This window comes from Flavobacterium sp. (assembly GCF_044361015.1).
GTDB lineage: Bacteria > Bacteroidota > Bacteroidia > Flavobacteriales > Flavobacteriaceae > Flavobacterium.
The window spans coordinates 1-16,569 of the sequence record NZ_JBIKJL010000010.1; the positions used below are offsets into that span (position 1 = coordinate 1).

The following is a 16,569-nucleotide window of genomic DNA, read 5'->3' on the forward strand; positions in this document are numbered from 1 at the left end:
ACTTAGAGAAACTAAAGTACCTATCAAAAAATGAAATAGCCAAATCGCAGGGTTATCTTAAGGCGGTGGGTGAGCTTGTCGAACCCACCTACAATTTCGGACAATACCCAAAAGACTATTTTGATTTTATCATCATTGATGAGTGTCATCGTGGAGGAGCAAATGATGAAGGAAACTGGAGAGGAATTTTAGACTATTTTGCACCTGCGGTACAATTAGGTTTAACTGCTACACCTAAACGAAAAGATAATGTGGACACCTACAAATACTTTGGCGAACCAGTTTACATTTATTCTCTTAAAGAAGGTATTAATGATGGCTTTTTAACACCTTTTAAGGTAAAACGAATAAAGACAACATTAGATGATTACATCTTCACCAGTGACGATCAGATCATTGAAGGAGAAGTAGAAGAAGGCAAACTTTACAAGGAACCCGATTTCAATAAAATCATTGAGATTAAAGCAAGAGAAGCCAATCGGGTGCAAATTTTTATGAATGATGCCAATCAAAAAGAAAAGGCAATTATTTTTTGTGCGACGCAAGACCATGCAGCAGCAGTCCGTGATTTAGTGAACCAAAATAAAAAAAGTACCGACACCAATTATTGCGTTCGAGTAACAGCAAATGATGGGGAAATTGGTGAAAAGTTTTTACGGGATTTTCAAGATAATGAATTAACCATACCAACCATTCTAACCACATCCCAAAAACTATCAACGGGAGTTGATGCACGTAATATTAGAAACATCGTTTTAATGCGACCTGTTAACTCAATGATAGAGTTTAAGCAGATTGTGGGCAGAGGAACGCGAATGTTTGATGGTAAAGACTTTTTTACCATTTATGATTTTGTGGATGCCTATCATCATTTTGCAGACCCTGAATGGGATGGGGAACCGTTGGAACCTGAAACAACTACCGGAGTAAATGAACCAAAACCACCACAACTCGAAAGAGAGCCTAAAGCAGAAGAAGGTGGTGAAGCAAAAGAGAAACGCAAAAAAATAAAAATCAAATTGCGTGATGGTAAAGAGCGGGAAATCCAACACATGATGTCAACTTCATTTTGGAATGCTGATGGCAAACCTGTTTCCGCAGAAGAATTTTTAAATAGCCTTTTTGGGGAATTACCAAAACTATTTACCAGTGAGAATGAATTGCGAACCATCTGGAGTAATCCAACCACAAGAAAAGTATTATTAGAAAAATTGGATGAAGCAGGATTTGGAAAAGAAGAACTTTACACCCTCCAAAAACTTATTGATGCCGAGAAAAGCGATTTATTTGATGTACTGGAATATGTTTTTAATAGTGATATAAAGCCAATGACACGAGAGGAAAGAGTTAGAGCAGCAGAAGCCACTATTTTCGCCATTCTAAACGAACAACAAAAAGAGTTCATTGAATTTGTTTTAAGAAAATATGTTGAAACCGGAGTAGAAGAACTCGACCAAGACAAACTACCAATTTTGCTAACCAACAAATACCAATCACTAGAAGACGCAAAAGAAATCTTAGGAGATGTAAAAAATATCAGCTCATTATTCATTGACTTCCAAAAGCATTTGTACTTAGAAAAAGTTTCCTAGATTTCAATCCGGTTGAATAATAAAATTTGAGAGTAGAGTATTGTTGAGGTGTTTACGCTCTTTAGTAATAAAATTGGTTAGAAATCGAAAAAGGAATAACTAAACTTGTTAGCAAACAAAATGTAGTAGAATTAGATAGGATTTGAAGAAAATAATCCCATTAACGTACAACAATCGTACAAGTTACAAATAAAAAACCCGTAACTTCTTGTTTATCAAGCATGTTACGGATTTTTAAAGTGGTACCTCCAGGGATCGAACCAGGGACACATGGATTTTCAGTCCATTGCTCTACCATCTGAGCTAAGGTACCGTTGCTAATGCGGGTGCAAATATAGTGCGATTTTTATTTTATCCAAAACAATTATAAAAAAAAATCTATTCGTATCTTCGCCTTTTTAAAATCTATCGGAATGCTTTTAGCTATTGATGTTGGAAATACTAGGATTAAAGGTGCTGTTTATGAGAGAAATACACTTATTAATCAATTTGTATTTTCAAGTTTAGAAGTTAAAAATACTATTAAAAATATTTTAGAAAATAATCCAAAAATCACTGATTTAATTGTTTCTTCGGTTGGAAATGAAAATAGTATTGCTTTTAATTCGTTCTCAGAAATGATTTCTATTCATTTTGTTTCTCACCAGGATATTTTTCCGTTTCAAAATAAATATGCAACACCAACTACATTAGGAATTGATAGAATGATACTAGCAACAGGAGCTACTTTGCTTTTTCCCAAAAAAAATAAATTAGTTATTGATGCAGGAACTTGTGTTACGTATGATTTTATAGATGATGAAAACAGGTATTGGGGCGGAGCTATTTCTCCCGGACTTCGATTGAGATACAAATCATTGCATCAATTCACTTCAAAATTGCCATTATTAACCCTAGAAGAGCCTCTAAATTTTATTGGAAATTCCACAAATCAATCCATTCATTCAGGTGTTGTAAATGGATTAATTCATGAAATAGATGGGTTTATCCGGCAGTATAAAAACAAAAATGAAAACTTTACCATAATTTTAACGGGAGGAGATGCTGAATTTTTGGCAAAAAGATTAAAAAATACCATATTTGCCAATTCAAATTTTCTGTTAGAAAGTTTAAACCAATTTTTTCAATACAAAATCAACAATGATTAAAAAAATTCTTATAATTTTTTGCTTGATATTTTCATTTTTTTCTAATGCTCAAAATGCATCATCCTCACCCTATTCTTTTTACGGAATTGGAGATTTAGTGTTTAAAGGAAATGTTGAAATAAGGTCTATGGGTGGAATAAATATGATAAACGATTCTATTCATATTAATATCAATAATTCAGCGAGTTTGCCTGATATTATGTTCACAACATTTACAATTGGGAGTAATTTTAATTATACAAAATTTAAAACCGAGAGTCAATCAGAAACAGCTAATCGTACTTCAATAGATTATATCGCTTTGGCAGTTCCAATTTCAAAAAAATTTGGTGCCGCTTTTGCTGTTATGCCTTTTACTTCTGTTGGGTATAAAATTCAAAACATTTATACAGATGTTTCAATTCCAAGTATACGTTATACGGGTACTGGAGGAACGAATAAAGTTTATGGAGGTGTTGGTTATAAGATTAATAATAACTTCAGAATTGGAGCAGATATGAATTTTAATTTTGGAAATATTACTACCAACAATATTAGTTTTGTGTCGGATATTCAATACGGAACCAGAGAATTGAATACAAGTGAAATTACCGGATTCAATTTTAATACCAGTTTGATGTATAATAAATTGATAAATAAGAAAACTACTATTTTTGGAAGTTTGATTTATTCTCCTGAAAGCACTTTATCTTTGTCAAATGAAAGAAAGATAGCAGTAGTACAGTTTTCAGAATCCTTTGGAGAAGTAGTGATTAATGAAGAAGATGTTCCTGTTAATGATGCTAAAGTAAAATACCCTTCCAAAATTGCAATTGGATTTGGTATTGGAGAAGTCAGGAAATGGTCTGTTGGAGCTGAATTATCATTTATACAAGCCAGTAACTTCGGAAATAGGTTTGACGATATAGACGATGTTTCCTATGAAAATGTTACTAAATATAATTTTGGAGGTTACTATATGCCGGATTATAGTTCCTTTTCCAGTTATTTCAAGAGAATAACTTATAGAGGGGGTTTTAATTATCAAAACACAGGATTAATTATCAATAATGAGTCGATTAATAATTTTGGCATAACTTTTGGATTAGGCCTACCACTTGGAGGGTCGTTCTCCAATGTAAACGTTGGTTTTGAATTTGGTAAGCGTGGAACAACAAATTCAGGACTAATACAAGAAAATTATTCAAACTTAAGTGTAAGTTTTTCATTGAATGACAAATGGTTTATTAAAAGAAAATATGACTAAAAGAGAAATTTTTAATATTATGAAAACTAAAGTAATTATTTTATTTGCCTTTACACTTGTAACGTTTAATGGCTTTGCCCAAAGTGCTGCAAACTGTGCAGAAAAACTATCAATTTTTGCTGAAATGGCAAAAACAAAAAACTATGGTGAAGAAACCTATAAACAACTTCAAGAGTTAAGAAAAGATTGCCCTTCCTTTGATAAAGCTATATATATTTATGGTGAAAGAACTATCAATTTCAGAATTGACAACGCTAAAACACCGGCAGATAAAGAAAAGGAAGTACGTGATTTTATTAAATTACAAGAGGAATTTAAAACTAATTTTCCGGCTAAAGCATTAGGAATTGAAGTTAAAAAAGCAATGGTACTTTTTGAAAACAACAGTGGTACTTCCGATGAAGTTTACCAACTTTTAGACACAGCTTTCAAAAATGATAAAGATAATTTCAGTAATCCAAAAGCATTATATGTTTACTTTGAAATTTATGTAAATGATTTTGAAGCAAATAAAAACGGAATTAAATTACAAGATGTTTTCACTAAGTATGACCAAATTTCAGATAAGATTGATGAAGAAGAAAAAGTAGTTTCTGATGCACTGGATGTTTTACTGCAAAAAGAAGAAAGTGGAACAGAATTAACAGATAAAGAGAAAATAGCAAAAAAAAATCATCAAATTAATTTAGATGCTTTCGAAACTATTCATTCCAGTATGGATGCTAAGATTGCCCAATTAGCAACTTGTGAACGTTTAATACCATTCTTAGGAGCAAGTTTTGATGAGAATAAAGGAGATGCCGAATGGTTAAAAAGAGCAGCAGACCGTTTAGATAAAAAAGGATGTTCTTCTGACCCGTTGTTTTCAAAAATATCGGATGCATTACATTCTTTAAATCCAACGGCTGAATCTGCTTATAATTTAGGAGTGTCTTTCTATACAAAAAAGAACACAACAAAAGCATTAGAATATTTTAATCAGTCAGCTGAATTGCAAAAAGACAATACTAAAAAAGCAAATGTTTATTATACAATTGCCAGAAGTATTTATGGAACCGGAAATAAAGTTCAAGCCAGAGCTTATGCTGAAAAAGCGTTAGCGGCAAAACCATCCTTTGGAGAAGCTCATGTTTATATTGCTCTATTGTATGCGAATAGTGCGAATGACTGTGGAAATGATCCATTTGAAAAAAGAGCAATTTATTGGTTAGCAGCTCAAACGGCGAGAAAAGCAGGAACAACATCCGGAAATGAAGCGGCTTCCTCTTACGATAAATTAGCTCCTTCTAAACAAGAAATTTTTAACTCAGGAAGAGCAGGTCAAAGTATCTGTTTCAAATGTTGGGTTGGTAAATGTGTTACAGTTCCAAATTTGTAATTAAATGCTTTGCATAAAAAAAATAATAAATTTCAGTGTCACAGTATTTGCTGTGACATTGTTTTTTGCGTGTGAAAGTAATTTTAAAGAAATTCAGAAAATTAATATTTCTGAATTTATGGCTTCTGGAGAAGCGGATTCAGTGAATTTAAAATATACCGATTCCGGTAGAATCAAAGCCATTTTGATCAGTCCGAAAATGTTTGATTACGGTACTGTTCAATACCCGTTTACGGAGTTCCCAAAAGGAATTGAAGTAATACTTTTTGATGAAAGGGGCAAAAAAAACTTCATCAATGCTGATTACGCAATCACTTTTAAGGGCACCGATATTATAGATTTACAAGGAAATGTGAAAATGACTTCTGATGGCGGGCAATTTTTAGATACAGAACAGTTGTATTACGACCAAAAAAATGAATGGTTTTTTACGGAAAAAAAGTTTAAATTTACAGATCCTAATAAAGGACTTTCAACAGGTGAAGGTCTAGATTTTAGTAAAGATTTCAAACGAATTAATTTCCAAAAAGTGTATGGTTTGATAAATAATGCAGAGTAAATCAAATTCAAAAACCTTTAACCTAATACCTTTCATTAAATTATGACTTACCTTAAATACATACAATACTTTTATCTTTTTGCAGCAGGATTTTTTATTTACCAAGGATTTATAAATTTAAATTCTGAAGAAGAAAGTCCGTGGATGATGTTCTTTTTTGCGGCCATGGCTATTTTTATGTTTTTTTTCAGACGAAAGTTTATGAAGAAAATGAATAACCAAGATAAAAAGTAATTCTAGATGGAAGTCAGTATCATCATTATCTGTTTACTGCTTTCAGCATTCTTTTCCGGGATGGAAATTGCCTTTGTTTCCTCCAATAAAGTTTATTTGGGGATCGAAAAACTACAAGAGGGTTTTGTTGCTAAGATTTTGACTAAAATTACTGAGAAACCATCCATGTTTATTGCGTCCATGTTAGTGGGGAATAATATCGCACTGGTTGTTTATGGATTTATGATGGGTGATTTAATTATCAAATTATTGTTTACGGATTATTTACAAATTCATAATTTGCCTTTTCAGATATTGATGATTCAAACCTTGATTTCAACAGCTGTAATTCTTATCACAGCAGAGTTTTTACCGAAAGTATTTTTCCAAATTTACGCTAATAATTGCATGAAAATTTTTGTTGTTCCAGCCTATTTTTTCTATCAATTGTTATATTTTATTTCCGCATTCACTATCTGGATTTCAGATTTTGTTTTGAAAAAAGTATTTAAAACACAAGGAGATGAAACACAATTGTTTTTTAGTAAAGTAGAACTTGGAAATTTTATTTCAGAACAAATGAATTCTGTTGAAGACCACGAATCGGTCGATTCTGAAATTTTAATGTTTCAAAATGCATTAGAATTTTCCGCTGTAAAAGCTAGAGATATAATGATTCCTAGAACTGAAATTGCAGCAGTAGAAATTCATGATTCCGTTAGTGAAATAAAACAATTATTTATAGAAACAGGTTATTCTAAAATTTTAGTATTCCAATCTTCTTTAGATGATATCATTGGATATGTGCATTCTTTTGAACTTTTCAGAAAACCAAAAACAATAAAATCAGTAATGATTTCTGTTGAGTTTATACCTGAAACGATGTTTATCAAAGATGTACTTGATTTGCTTACCAAAAAAAGAAAAAGCGTTGCCATTGTACTCGACGAATATGGCGGAACATCCGGAATGATTACAGTTGAAGATATTGTCGAAGAACTTTTTGGAGAAATTGAAGATGAACATGACAAGGATGAAACACTGGTTGAGGAGCAAATAAACGAGAGGCAATTCCGTTTTTCAACACGTTTGGATGTAGAATATATCAATGAAACCTATAAATTAAATATTCCTGAAGAAGATTCCTATTCTACCTTAGGAGGTTTTATTATAAATCATACCAAAGAATTTCCTTCTAAAGGAGAAAAAATTTCGGTCCAAAATTTTCATTTTGTAATTGAAGATGCTTCGAATAGAAAAATTGAATTAGTGACTTTGACAATTACGAATTAAAGCATTACTGCTCATACTATCCCTATATTTAGGTATACATTTTCTTAGTATTAAAACCAATCAAATTTTATTTAAGTTGGAATAGAGCGTGACATGCAAAAATTAAACAAATTATCTCGATTTCTTTATAATTATTTCATAGATAATTGTATTTTCGCAAACTGAAATAAAAATAAAACATAAATAAAATGGCGATTTTAGGAAAAATTAGACAACGTTCATTTATTCTAATTGTGATTATTGCTTTGGCATTATTCTCTTTTGTATTGGCTGACGTAATTCAAAGTGGTGGCTTTGCTCAAACTTCAACAAATGTTGGTAGTATTAATGGAAAGGATATTGCTTTCGAAGAATTCCGTTTTAAGGTGGGTAACACTGAAAAAGGCGGTCAAGGAATGTCTACCATTCAAGCAGTAAACCGTGTTTGGGATCAAGAAGTAAATGTTGCTCTTTTAACAGAAGAATTAGAGAAATTAGGTATTAGAATAAGTGAAAAACACTTAATTGAAACCTTGAAAACCGATCCAAATTTTGGTCAAAATCCTAGTTTTCAAAATGAATTGAAACAGTTTGATATCAATAAATACAGAGAGTATATCAAAGCAAGTTCTAATCCACAAGAAGTGGAATATTTTGAATCTACTGAAAAGAATGCCAATATTAATTCAAAATATCAAATTTACAGCTCCTTAGTAAAAGGTGGATTTTTCACAACTCAAAACGATGCTAAATTTAAATATAACTTGCAAAATAATAAAGTTACGTTTGATTTTGTAGCGGTTCCCTTTTCTTCAATTAAAGACAGTGATGTAAAAGTTACTGATGAAGAAATAATCGAATATATGAAAAAGAACGAGAAAAAATATAAAGCAGAAGAAACAAGAGAGATTGAATATGTTGTAATTGAAGACAAACCTTCCGATGCTGATAAAACTGAAATTAAAAATAATGTAGCTACTTTATTGAATTCTAAAGTGATTTACAATAGCGAAACATCTACTAACGATACTATTGCTGGTTTTTCAAATACAAAAAATGTAATTGAATTTGTTAATGCAAATTCTGATTTCCCATATGATTCAACGTATGTAGGTAAATCAGATTTACCCGCTGAACATTCTGAGCAAATTTTTAATTTACCGGAAGGACAAATTTATGGTCCTTATGTATATGGTGAATATTATGCCTTAAGCCGTTCTATGGGTAGAAAAGCTGGAGCAAAAGCTAGAGCAAGTCATATTTTAATCAGTTTTACCGGATCAAGAGCCCAACCAAAAGAAGACAGAACAAAAGAACAAGCTAAAGTAAAAGCAGAAGAGTTATTAGGCCAAATTAATGCAAACCCGGATTCTTTTACCATGTTGGCATTTACAGCCTCTGAAGATCAAGGTTCTGCTCAAAAAGGTGGTGATTTAGATTTCTTTGGCCCTGGTCAAATGGTACCTGCATTTAACGATTTCGTGTTCAATAATCCAATTGGAAAAGTTGGTTTAGTAGAAACAGAGTTTGGTTATCATATAATTAAGGTGACGGATAAACAAGATGCAATCCGTTTAGCAACAATTGCTCAAAAAATTGAAGCTTCTGAAAAAACAGCTGAAGTTGCCTATACTAATGCCGTTAAATTTGAATTAGCAGCATCCGAAAAATCATTTGAAGTAGCAGTTAAAGAAGCAAAACTTACTGTTGTTCCCCCTGTACGCGTAAAAGCGTTAGATGAGACATTAGGTCAAATGGGAGCTCAAAGACAAGTAATTCGTTGGGCTTTTGAAAGTGATACTGAAGTGAACGACGTAAAAAGATTTGAAATTGCTAAAGTGGGGCATTTAATTGCAAAACTTAAAAAAGTAAATGAAGAGGGTTTATTGAATATTGAAGATGCTCGCCTTCAGGTGGAACCAATATTGAAAAATAAAAAGAAAGCTGAAAAAATAATGGCAAAAATGAAAGGAACTACCTTAGAAGTTATGGCAACAGCAAATGCTGTTCAGGTTCAAAACGCTGCTGATGTAACGTTAGAGAATCCTGTAGTGGCTACTTTAGGTTATGAACCAAAAGTTGTTGGTTTTGCCTTTTCAACTCCTGCAAACAAGCTTTCAGCTCCAATTGAAGGAAATTCAAGTGTTTTTGTTGTTAAAACAACTAAACTAACAAATGCATTGCCAACTCAAGATTATTCCGCTCAACTCAATGCGTTAAAATCTCAAAATGCATCGGGTGTGAATCGTGTATTCTCAGCCTTAAAAGATAAAGCAGAAATTAAAGACAATAGATTCCAGTTTAATTATTAATTCAAACTATATGTTTAAAAAAAATCCTAACCTTTATAGACTGCACCCAAAAGTTTAGACAAATTTATAATTAATTTTGATAGTATTGAGCTCGATATTTTATTGGGCTCATTTTGTTTAAATTTGATTTAATTCTTTCGTTGTTGCAATAATTAATGTACTTATCAATTTCTTGTTTTAATTGTTCTATTGATTTAAATTTTTGAATGTAGAACATCTCAGATTTTAATATCCCAAAGAAGTTTTCAATAATGGAGTTGTCTAAACAATTTCCTTTTCTTGACATGCTTTGTATGATTCCTTTTTCTTTCAATAAGTACTAGTATCTTTTCATTTGATATTGCCAACCTTGATTAGAATGAAGCATTAAACTTGTGTTGTTTGGTATTTTCCTAAATGCTTTTTTAAGCATCACAACTACTTGATTAAACACTGGTCGTTCTGTTAGTTCGTAACTCATTATTTCTTGGTTAAACAGGTCAATTATAGGTGATAAATACAATTTATTTCCGGACACATTAAACTCAGTTATATCGGTTGCCCATTTTTGATTTGGAGCTGTTGCTTTAAAATTTCTTTCCAATATATTTGGAGCTATTTTACCATTTTCGCCTCTATAAGATTTATATTTTTTCACTCTAATAATGCTTTTTAATCTCAGTAATTTCATTAATCTAAGTACTGTTTTATGATTGATAATTATTGCTCTATTTTGGAGTTCATCTGTTATTCTTCTGTAGCCATAGCGACCTTTGTGTCTTTGATAAATGGCTTTAATTAACTCTTTAATTTCTTTATATTTATCAGGTAATTTATTCTGCTTCTGATGATAATAAAAGCTACTGCGTGCCATATTTGTTAGATCTAGAAGTAATTCTAAATCAAATTTATGCCTTAATTCGGTTATGGCTTGGGATTTCTCCTGGCTTGAGTTAAGGCTTGTAACTTTTTTAGCAATTCATTCTCACAACGAAGTCTTTCATTCTCTTTTAATAGCTCTTCCTCTCTTGTTAAAGGTTTGTCTGATTTGCGTTTTTTACGTTTATAATCACTCATAGAAATTGGTCTGCCTTTAGGTTTTGGTCGTAATCCGTCAATAATAAAGTTAGTAAAATCTTTTTTCCATTTAACAACAATAGCTACATCAGAGATATTAAAACGCAAAAAACTTGCTCGTAAGGAAAGTGATTCTTTCTTGATGGTTTTGAGAACAAGTAATTTAAAATCGATAGAATAACTTTAGTTTATCCTTGGTAATAATTCAACTTGTCCATAAGTCTTGTAGAAGCCAACCCATTTACGAATATTCGATTCGTTTAGACCTCTTAATTTTGAAACATATCCAATTGAATGATGTTTCTTCAAAACTAGTTCTACACATTCTAACTTAAATGCATAGTCATACTTTACTTTTCTTTCCATAAAAAATGCCCCAAATAGTGTATAACTTTTTGGGGCATGTTTATTATTTTTCTACAACGTTTCTTTCAACCAGCCAAAAAATTCTCGTTGCCAAACCAGTGCATTTTGTGGTTTAAGTACCCAATGATTTTCTTCAGGGAACAACATAAATCGGCTTTTTATTCCAAGTAATTGAGCTACTTGAAAAGCCTCTTGTCCTTGCCCAATGGGTACACGATAATCTTTGCCTCCCTGAATGATTAAAATAGGTGTGTCCCATTTTGAAACTAAATTAATTGGATTGAATTGCGTATAGGTTTTTTGAGCAGCAGCATTATCTTTTTCCCAATAAGGGCCGCCATTATCCCAATCTGTAAAAAAAACTTCTTCGGTGGTGCCGTACATACTTTCTAAATTAAATACACCACAATGTGAAATAAACGTTTTAAATCGTTTGTTGTGTATGCCGGCTAAATAGAACACCGAATAACCACCATAACTTGCTCCAACGGCTCCTAAACGCGTTTTATCCACATAATTCTCTTTCGCAACGTCATCAATAGCTGCTAAATAATCATCCATCACTTGTCCGCCCCAATCTTTACTGATTTGTTCATTCCAAGAAACCCCATGACCCGGCATTCCTCTTCGGTTCGGAGCCACTATGACATATCCTTGCGAAGCCATCAATGAAAAATTCCATCGAAACGAATAACTTTGTGTCAACGCACTTTGCGGACCACCTTGGCAATACAATAAGGTGGGGTATTTTTTTGTTTTGTCAAAATTAGGTGGAAGAATCACCCAAACTAACATTTTTTTACCGTCGGTTGTGGTTACATATCGCTTTTCATAAGTAGGTAAAGACAATTTAGCATAGGCTTTGTCATTTACTTCGGTTAATTTTAACCATGTATTTTTCTTTAAATCATAGGAATAAATTTCTTTAGAATGATTCATGTCTGTTCGGGTTACAATGATTTTATCTCTGGTGAATCCAACCAAATCATTCACATCAAATGTACCGGTTGTAATTTGACGAACCATTACAGCTATTCGGGTTAAGCCGGGAAAGTTAACTTCAAATAATTGTTTTGTACCATCCACAGCAGCGGTAAAATAGATTTTTTTACTATCCGGACTCCATTTAAAACCATCAACTGTTCCATCCCAATTGGCAGTTAAGTTCATGTCCATTCCTTTAAATCGAACAATGATATCATTTTTATCAGCTTCATAACCATCACGTTTCATTTGCAACCAGGTCAAATCACCGTTAGGGGAAAAGATGGGATTTGTATCGTATCCTAAATTAGATTCAGTTAGATTTTTGGTTGTTTTGTTTTCTAAATTATACTCATATAAATCAGTATTTGTCGATGTGGCATAGGCAGTTCCAGATTTCTTTTTACAAACATAAATGATGCTTTTCCCATCGGGCGACCAAGTGAAATCTTCGTCACCACCAAATGGCTTTTGGGGAGAATCATAAGGCTCTCCTTTCATGATGTCAATGGTAACAGATTTGTCATTCCCATTTGCATCGGCATAAAAAACATGATTATGATTTCCATCATTCCAAGTATCCCAATGGCGATAATCTAATCCGTTATAGACTTGAACATTTGATTTTTCAAGTTCAGGATAGAGGTCTTTACCCAATATTTTTTCATGTTTAACTTCTTTGTTGGAAAGCAAATATTTTCCGTCGGGAGAAAGGTTTTTATCTATCAAAAGTTCTTTAGTTTCAGAAATTTCGGTTGAAAAGCCGCCATTCACAGAAATGCTGTAAAATTTAGAATCAGATTTATTTTCCTCTAACGAAGGTACAGAAACTTTGTAAATCACATTTTTCCCATCTTTAGAAATGCCTAAAGCAGAAACTCTTCCAAGTTTCCAAAGTAATTCAGGACTTAAAATTTGTTGTGCTGAAACTGCTGATGCTCCCATTAAAAAAGCGAGGATTAAAATTATTTTTTTCATTGTATTTGATTTTCAAAGTATAAAAGTAACTATTTTTTTTCCATAAAAAAAGCCACCTCAACGAGATGGCTTAGATTTATAAATGAATTACTTATTGTTTGATAAACCTTTTCACAGCAGAAGTTTCATTGTTTGACACTTCTAATAAATAGGTTCCAGAAGCAAGATTTGAAACTAAAACTGTTTTGTTTTCAATTTTTCCCTGAGCAATCACTTGACCCAATAAATTCAAGATTTTAAAAGTTGTAAATTGCGTTTCAGCATAAATATGAACTAAATCTCCTTTTATTGGATTTGGATATAATGTAAATGACTCTTTAGAAACAGGTTCTAAAACAATTTCCTGTTCTCCTCTCGCAGTAGTAACTATGTTTACCGTATAATCTTCAACTTCACCAAATGAGAACGTTTCACAGGCTGCTGGAGAAGCATTATATTTCATGGAAACTCTCATTCTTGTTTGACCTAAAAGAGCGGATGTTGGAACAGTTAAACTTCTTGCGATTGGAGTTGCTGTTGTTCTGGTTACATTAACCACTTGCTCTCCACTATCAAGAAAATCCCCATCTCTATTCCAATCAATCCAAACGCGATATCCTTCTCGAAATGCAGTACTAGTCCATGCGGGTGTAATAGTAATGGTATTACTAGTTCCTCTCACTAAATTAGTTGATAAATTAGTAAAGTTACCGTATCCGCCGTTGTTTCCGGATAAATTATTAATAGTACCCAATTGTACTCTATTGATAAACTCATCCGCTGTACTATTTCCTCTTGAAGTACAATACGTAACAGTATTGGCTAGTGCAGTTACGCTTACAGTATTGCTATTAACAGAACTATTTCCTGAAGCATCTTTTGCTCTAACATTAAAAGTGTAAGTTGTAGAAGCTGTTAAACCCGTTACAGAAAATGTAGTAGCTGTGGTTGTAGAACCAATTAATACAGCGTTTCTATATACATCATAACCTGCTACACCCACATTGTCAGTAGCACCAGACCAAGATAAATTAGTAGAAGTTTGTGTAGTCCCAGAAGCTGATAAAGTTGGCGCTGTTGGCGCTGTTGTATCAGGAGCAGGAGCATCAGATGTTGTTACTGAAACGGTATTGCTATTGGCAGAGACATTTCCGGCAGCATCTTTAGCACGAACAAAGAAAGAATAACTAGTTGATGCAGTTAAACCTGTTGCAGTGTAAGTTGTTCCTGTTACAGAAGCTAAAAGAGCACCATCTCTGTACACATCATATCCTGTAACACCAATATTATCTGTTGAAGCAGTCCATGATAAATTTGTGGATGTTTGTGTTGTTCCAGAAACGGTTAAATTCGTTGGTAATGTTGGTGCAGTAGTATCAGCTATAGCTGTTGTCAACGTAAAATTAGCGTTAGAAACATCAAAGAAAATGTGATTATTTCCTTTTACCATGATGCGACAAGTTGAGCTAGTAACGTTTGGCATTGTTACCGCTTGTGACCCATCATTTGGTGTAGCAGTTAATAAGGTTGACCAAGTATTTCCAGCGTCTGTTGAAATTAAAACATCAACATTGGCACAATTTACATTGTTAGCAGTTGTTCCGGCTACATTCCATGTTATAGCTTGAGAACTTCCACCCGCATAGGAAACCGCTGTGTTTGGTGAAGTTACCGTAAATGGACCTGCAGTAGCATTAACAGAAACGATCATATCATCACTATTGTTAGCAGAACCACCCGCTCTGTTGTCACGAACAGTTAATCTGAAATTCATTGTTCTTGCAACAGAAGGAAGAGCTTCTACAGTTATTTCTGAACCTGCTGTAGTAATAGCACCAGCTAATATAGATTGCATTCTTGGGAAATAACGTACCTGCGAAGTGCTTGAATTGTATGATCTGAAAGTAGGTCCTGTAGTTCTGGTTGCACTTGCAGCAGAACTTGACCCCGTTGCAGTTGAAGCAGCATTGTCAAATTGTTCCCAATTAAAAGTTAACACATCTCCATTTGCATCAGTTCCTGCCCCGGTTAGCATAAATGGAGTACTTTTAGGGATAGTATAATCTAAACCGGCATTAGCTGTTGGTACTGTATTTCCGGTCGCAGTATTGGTTTGACAGGTTTTGTTTTTTACATTATTCGTTACTTGTTGAATACTGAAAGCATGAAAATAAACATCAGAATTTGGTTGAACATCCTGATTGGTAATTCCGGCATAGCCCATAATGGTTGAACCTGAACCCGGCTCCATATTGGCACCCGTTCCTTCATTATTAAATGAAAAAGTATGATTGGCTCCAAATTGATGACCCATTTCGTGAGCTACATAATCGATATCAAATAAATCTCCAGTTGGAACGGTTGCTGCTGTAAAAGCACTACCCTTTGAGCCATTTACACATACACACCCAATACAACCTGCATTTCCATTGTTAGAAGCTCTTACAAATAAGTGGCCAATATCATAATTAGCTTCACCAATTACAGAAGTTAAGGTGCTTTGAACTTGACTATTATAACTTGTTGTATATGGATCTGTGGAAGCATTAGTATAGATAACCAAATCAGTATTGGCAATTAAAATCATCCTTACGGCAAAGTCTTTCTCAAAAACACCATTTACACGAGTCATAGTTGCATTGATTGCCGCTAATGCTTGTGCTTTTGTGCCACCAAAATAAGCCGTATATTCACCTGTTGTAGAAACAGCTAATCGAAATGTTCGCAATGTGCTATCATCAGCATTTGGACGTAAAGTAGAGGGGTCGATCTGATCTGCTACCGTATCAATTACACCACATTCAAACGGAGAAAAGTATTTTGCTTTATCCGCTTTTTTGTAAACGGAATACGTTATTAAATCTTCTGTTAAAGGCTCAATAAAAACCGCAGCTTTTCCTGAATTCAACTGCATAGATTGAAAACCTAACGGAGAAATACTAAAATAAACTGTTGAGGTTGGATTATCTATCCCAACACCGATGTAGGATTTAATTTCGGGATAATTAGCTGCCAATTCTGGTGCCAAAATTGAGTTTTCATACACCGTGAATCGTTCCATAGTTCCCTCTGCATTGGGAAAAGAAATTACTTTACCGCTCTTAGTTTGGGAAAATCGATTTGGAGTTGTGGAAAGAAACGTTTTCATACCTTCCACATCTAATTCAAAAACATTGTTTTGTGGAACTCCTGCCTTGCTTTCTAAAAGGGTGGCATTACTATTTAAAGCCGAGGTTTTCCAGAAATTGCTTTTCTCTTGTGCATTGGAAAAGCATACACTTGCCAAAAGTGCAATGGTGAGTAATTTGAGCTTCATAAATCTTGGTTGATTAGTTAATATGTAGCCAAAAGTAAAATTATTTTTATGCCTTTAACGGATGATTCTACTAATTTATTAACAATTTTAAAATTTTATGTTTTAAACATTGTCATATTAACAACACATTTGTTAAAATTTAGTTTTTACAATGGGGGTATAATTAATAA

Annotated in this window: 14 protein-coding genes and 1 tRNA gene; 8 read left to right on the forward strand and 7 right to left on the reverse strand. The window is 33.2% G+C overall.

What is annotated here, in order from left to right; all coding sequences use genetic code 11:
- On the forward strand, window positions 1–1,592 hold a 1,592-nt coding region (locus ACIQ2Z_RS04550), incomplete at its 5' end, for a type I restriction-modification enzyme R subunit C-terminal domain-containing protein (RefSeq protein WP_396182977.1).
- A gap of 240 nt (window positions 1,593–1,832) precedes the next feature.
- Here the strand turns inward: ACIQ2Z_RS04550 and ACIQ2Z_RS04555 are convergent.
- Window positions 1,833–1,905: transfer RNA gene (locus ACIQ2Z_RS04555), tRNA-Phe, on the reverse strand.
- A gap of 100 nt (window positions 1,906–2,005) precedes the next feature.
- On the opposite strand from ACIQ2Z_RS04555, the gene ACIQ2Z_RS04560 reads away from it, so the two are divergent.
- The 7 genes from ACIQ2Z_RS04560 to ACIQ2Z_RS04590 all read left to right on the forward strand — a co-directional run bounded on the left by ACIQ2Z_RS04560 (window position 2,006) and on the right by ACIQ2Z_RS04590 (window position 9,720).
- Window positions 2,006–2,740, forward strand: a complete 735-nt coding sequence (locus ACIQ2Z_RS04560) for a type III pantothenate kinase (protein ID WP_396182978.1) — start codon at window positions 2,006–2,008, stop codon at window positions 2,738–2,740.
- A 22-nt stretch (window positions 2,741–2,762) separates the two neighbouring features.
- The gene (locus tag ACIQ2Z_RS04565; RefSeq protein ID WP_396182979.1) at window positions 2,763–3,986 is read left to right on the forward strand and encodes a hypothetical protein; all 1,224 of its coding nucleotides are present in this window, start codon (window positions 2,763–2,765) and stop codon (window positions 3,984–3,986) included.
- 19 nt (window positions 3,987–4,005) lie between these two features.
- On the forward strand, window positions 4,006–5,364 hold the full coding sequence (locus ACIQ2Z_RS04570) for a tetratricopeptide repeat protein (RefSeq protein WP_396182980.1): 1,359 nt from the start codon (window positions 4,006–4,008) through the stop codon (window positions 5,362–5,364).
- A 4-nt stretch (window positions 5,365–5,368) separates the two neighbouring features.
- On the forward strand, window positions 5,369–5,923 hold the full coding sequence (gene lptC, locus ACIQ2Z_RS04575) for an LPS export ABC transporter periplasmic protein LptC (RefSeq protein ID WP_396182981.1): 555 nt from the start codon (window positions 5,369–5,371) through the stop codon (window positions 5,921–5,923).
- A gap of 42 nt (window positions 5,924–5,965) precedes the next feature.
- Window positions 5,966–6,157: a hypothetical protein gene (locus ACIQ2Z_RS04580; protein WP_396182982.1), complete on the forward strand. Its 192-nt coding sequence runs from the start codon at window positions 5,966–5,968 to the stop codon at window positions 6,155–6,157.
- A gap of 6 nt (window positions 6,158–6,163) precedes the next feature.
- Window positions 6,164–7,429: a hemolysin family protein gene (locus ACIQ2Z_RS04585; protein ID WP_396182983.1), complete on the forward strand. Its 1,266-nt coding sequence runs from the start codon at window positions 6,164–6,166 to the stop codon at window positions 7,427–7,429.
- Window positions 7,430–7,617: 188 nt separating this feature from the next.
- Window positions 7,618–9,720, forward strand: coding sequence for a peptidylprolyl isomerase (locus ACIQ2Z_RS04590; RefSeq protein ID WP_396182984.1), 2,103 nt, complete (start codon window positions 7,618–7,620; stop codon window positions 9,718–9,720).
- A 70-nt stretch (window positions 9,721–9,790) separates the two neighbouring features.
- Here ACIQ2Z_RS04590 and ACIQ2Z_RS04595 read toward each other — a convergent pair whose 3' ends face one another.
- From ACIQ2Z_RS04595 to ACIQ2Z_RS04620, 6 genes are all read right to left on the reverse strand, one after another.
- Window positions 9,791–10,033 carry a transposase gene (locus tag ACIQ2Z_RS04595; RefSeq protein ID WP_396182985.1) on the reverse strand — a complete coding sequence of 81 codons (243 nt, stop codon included), beginning with the start codon at window positions 10,031–10,033 and terminating at the stop codon, window positions 9,791–9,793.
- A gap of 6 nt (window positions 10,034–10,039) precedes the next feature.
- Complete coding sequence (locus tag ACIQ2Z_RS04600) at window positions 10,040–10,678, reverse strand: IS3 family transposase (RefSeq protein WP_396183021.1); 639 nt, start codon at window positions 10,676–10,678, stop codon at window positions 10,040–10,042.
- Window positions 10,624–10,884: a hypothetical protein gene (locus ACIQ2Z_RS04605; protein ID WP_396182986.1), complete on the reverse strand. Its 261-nt coding sequence runs from the start codon at window positions 10,882–10,884 to the stop codon at window positions 10,624–10,626. Before ACIQ2Z_RS04605 ends, ACIQ2Z_RS04600 begins: the two co-directional genes overlap by 55 nt.
- 75 nt (window positions 10,885–10,959) lie before the next feature.
- Window positions 10,960–11,142, reverse strand: coding sequence for a helix-turn-helix domain-containing protein (locus ACIQ2Z_RS04610; RefSeq protein ID WP_396182987.1), 183 nt, complete (start codon window positions 11,140–11,142; stop codon window positions 10,960–10,962).
- 51 nt (window positions 11,143–11,193) lie between these two features.
- A complete protein-coding gene (locus ACIQ2Z_RS04615; protein ID WP_396182988.1) occupies window positions 11,194–13,104 on the reverse strand; it encodes a S9 family peptidase in 1,911 nt (636 codons plus the stop codon).
- 91 nt (window positions 13,105–13,195) lie between these two features.
- Window positions 13,196–16,399 (reverse strand): reprolysin-like metallopeptidase, encoded by a 3,204-nt coding sequence (locus ACIQ2Z_RS04620; protein ID WP_396182989.1) that lies wholly within the window; start codon window positions 16,397–16,399, stop codon window positions 13,196–13,198.
- Between the last annotated feature and the right edge of the window lie 170 nt (window positions 16,400–16,569).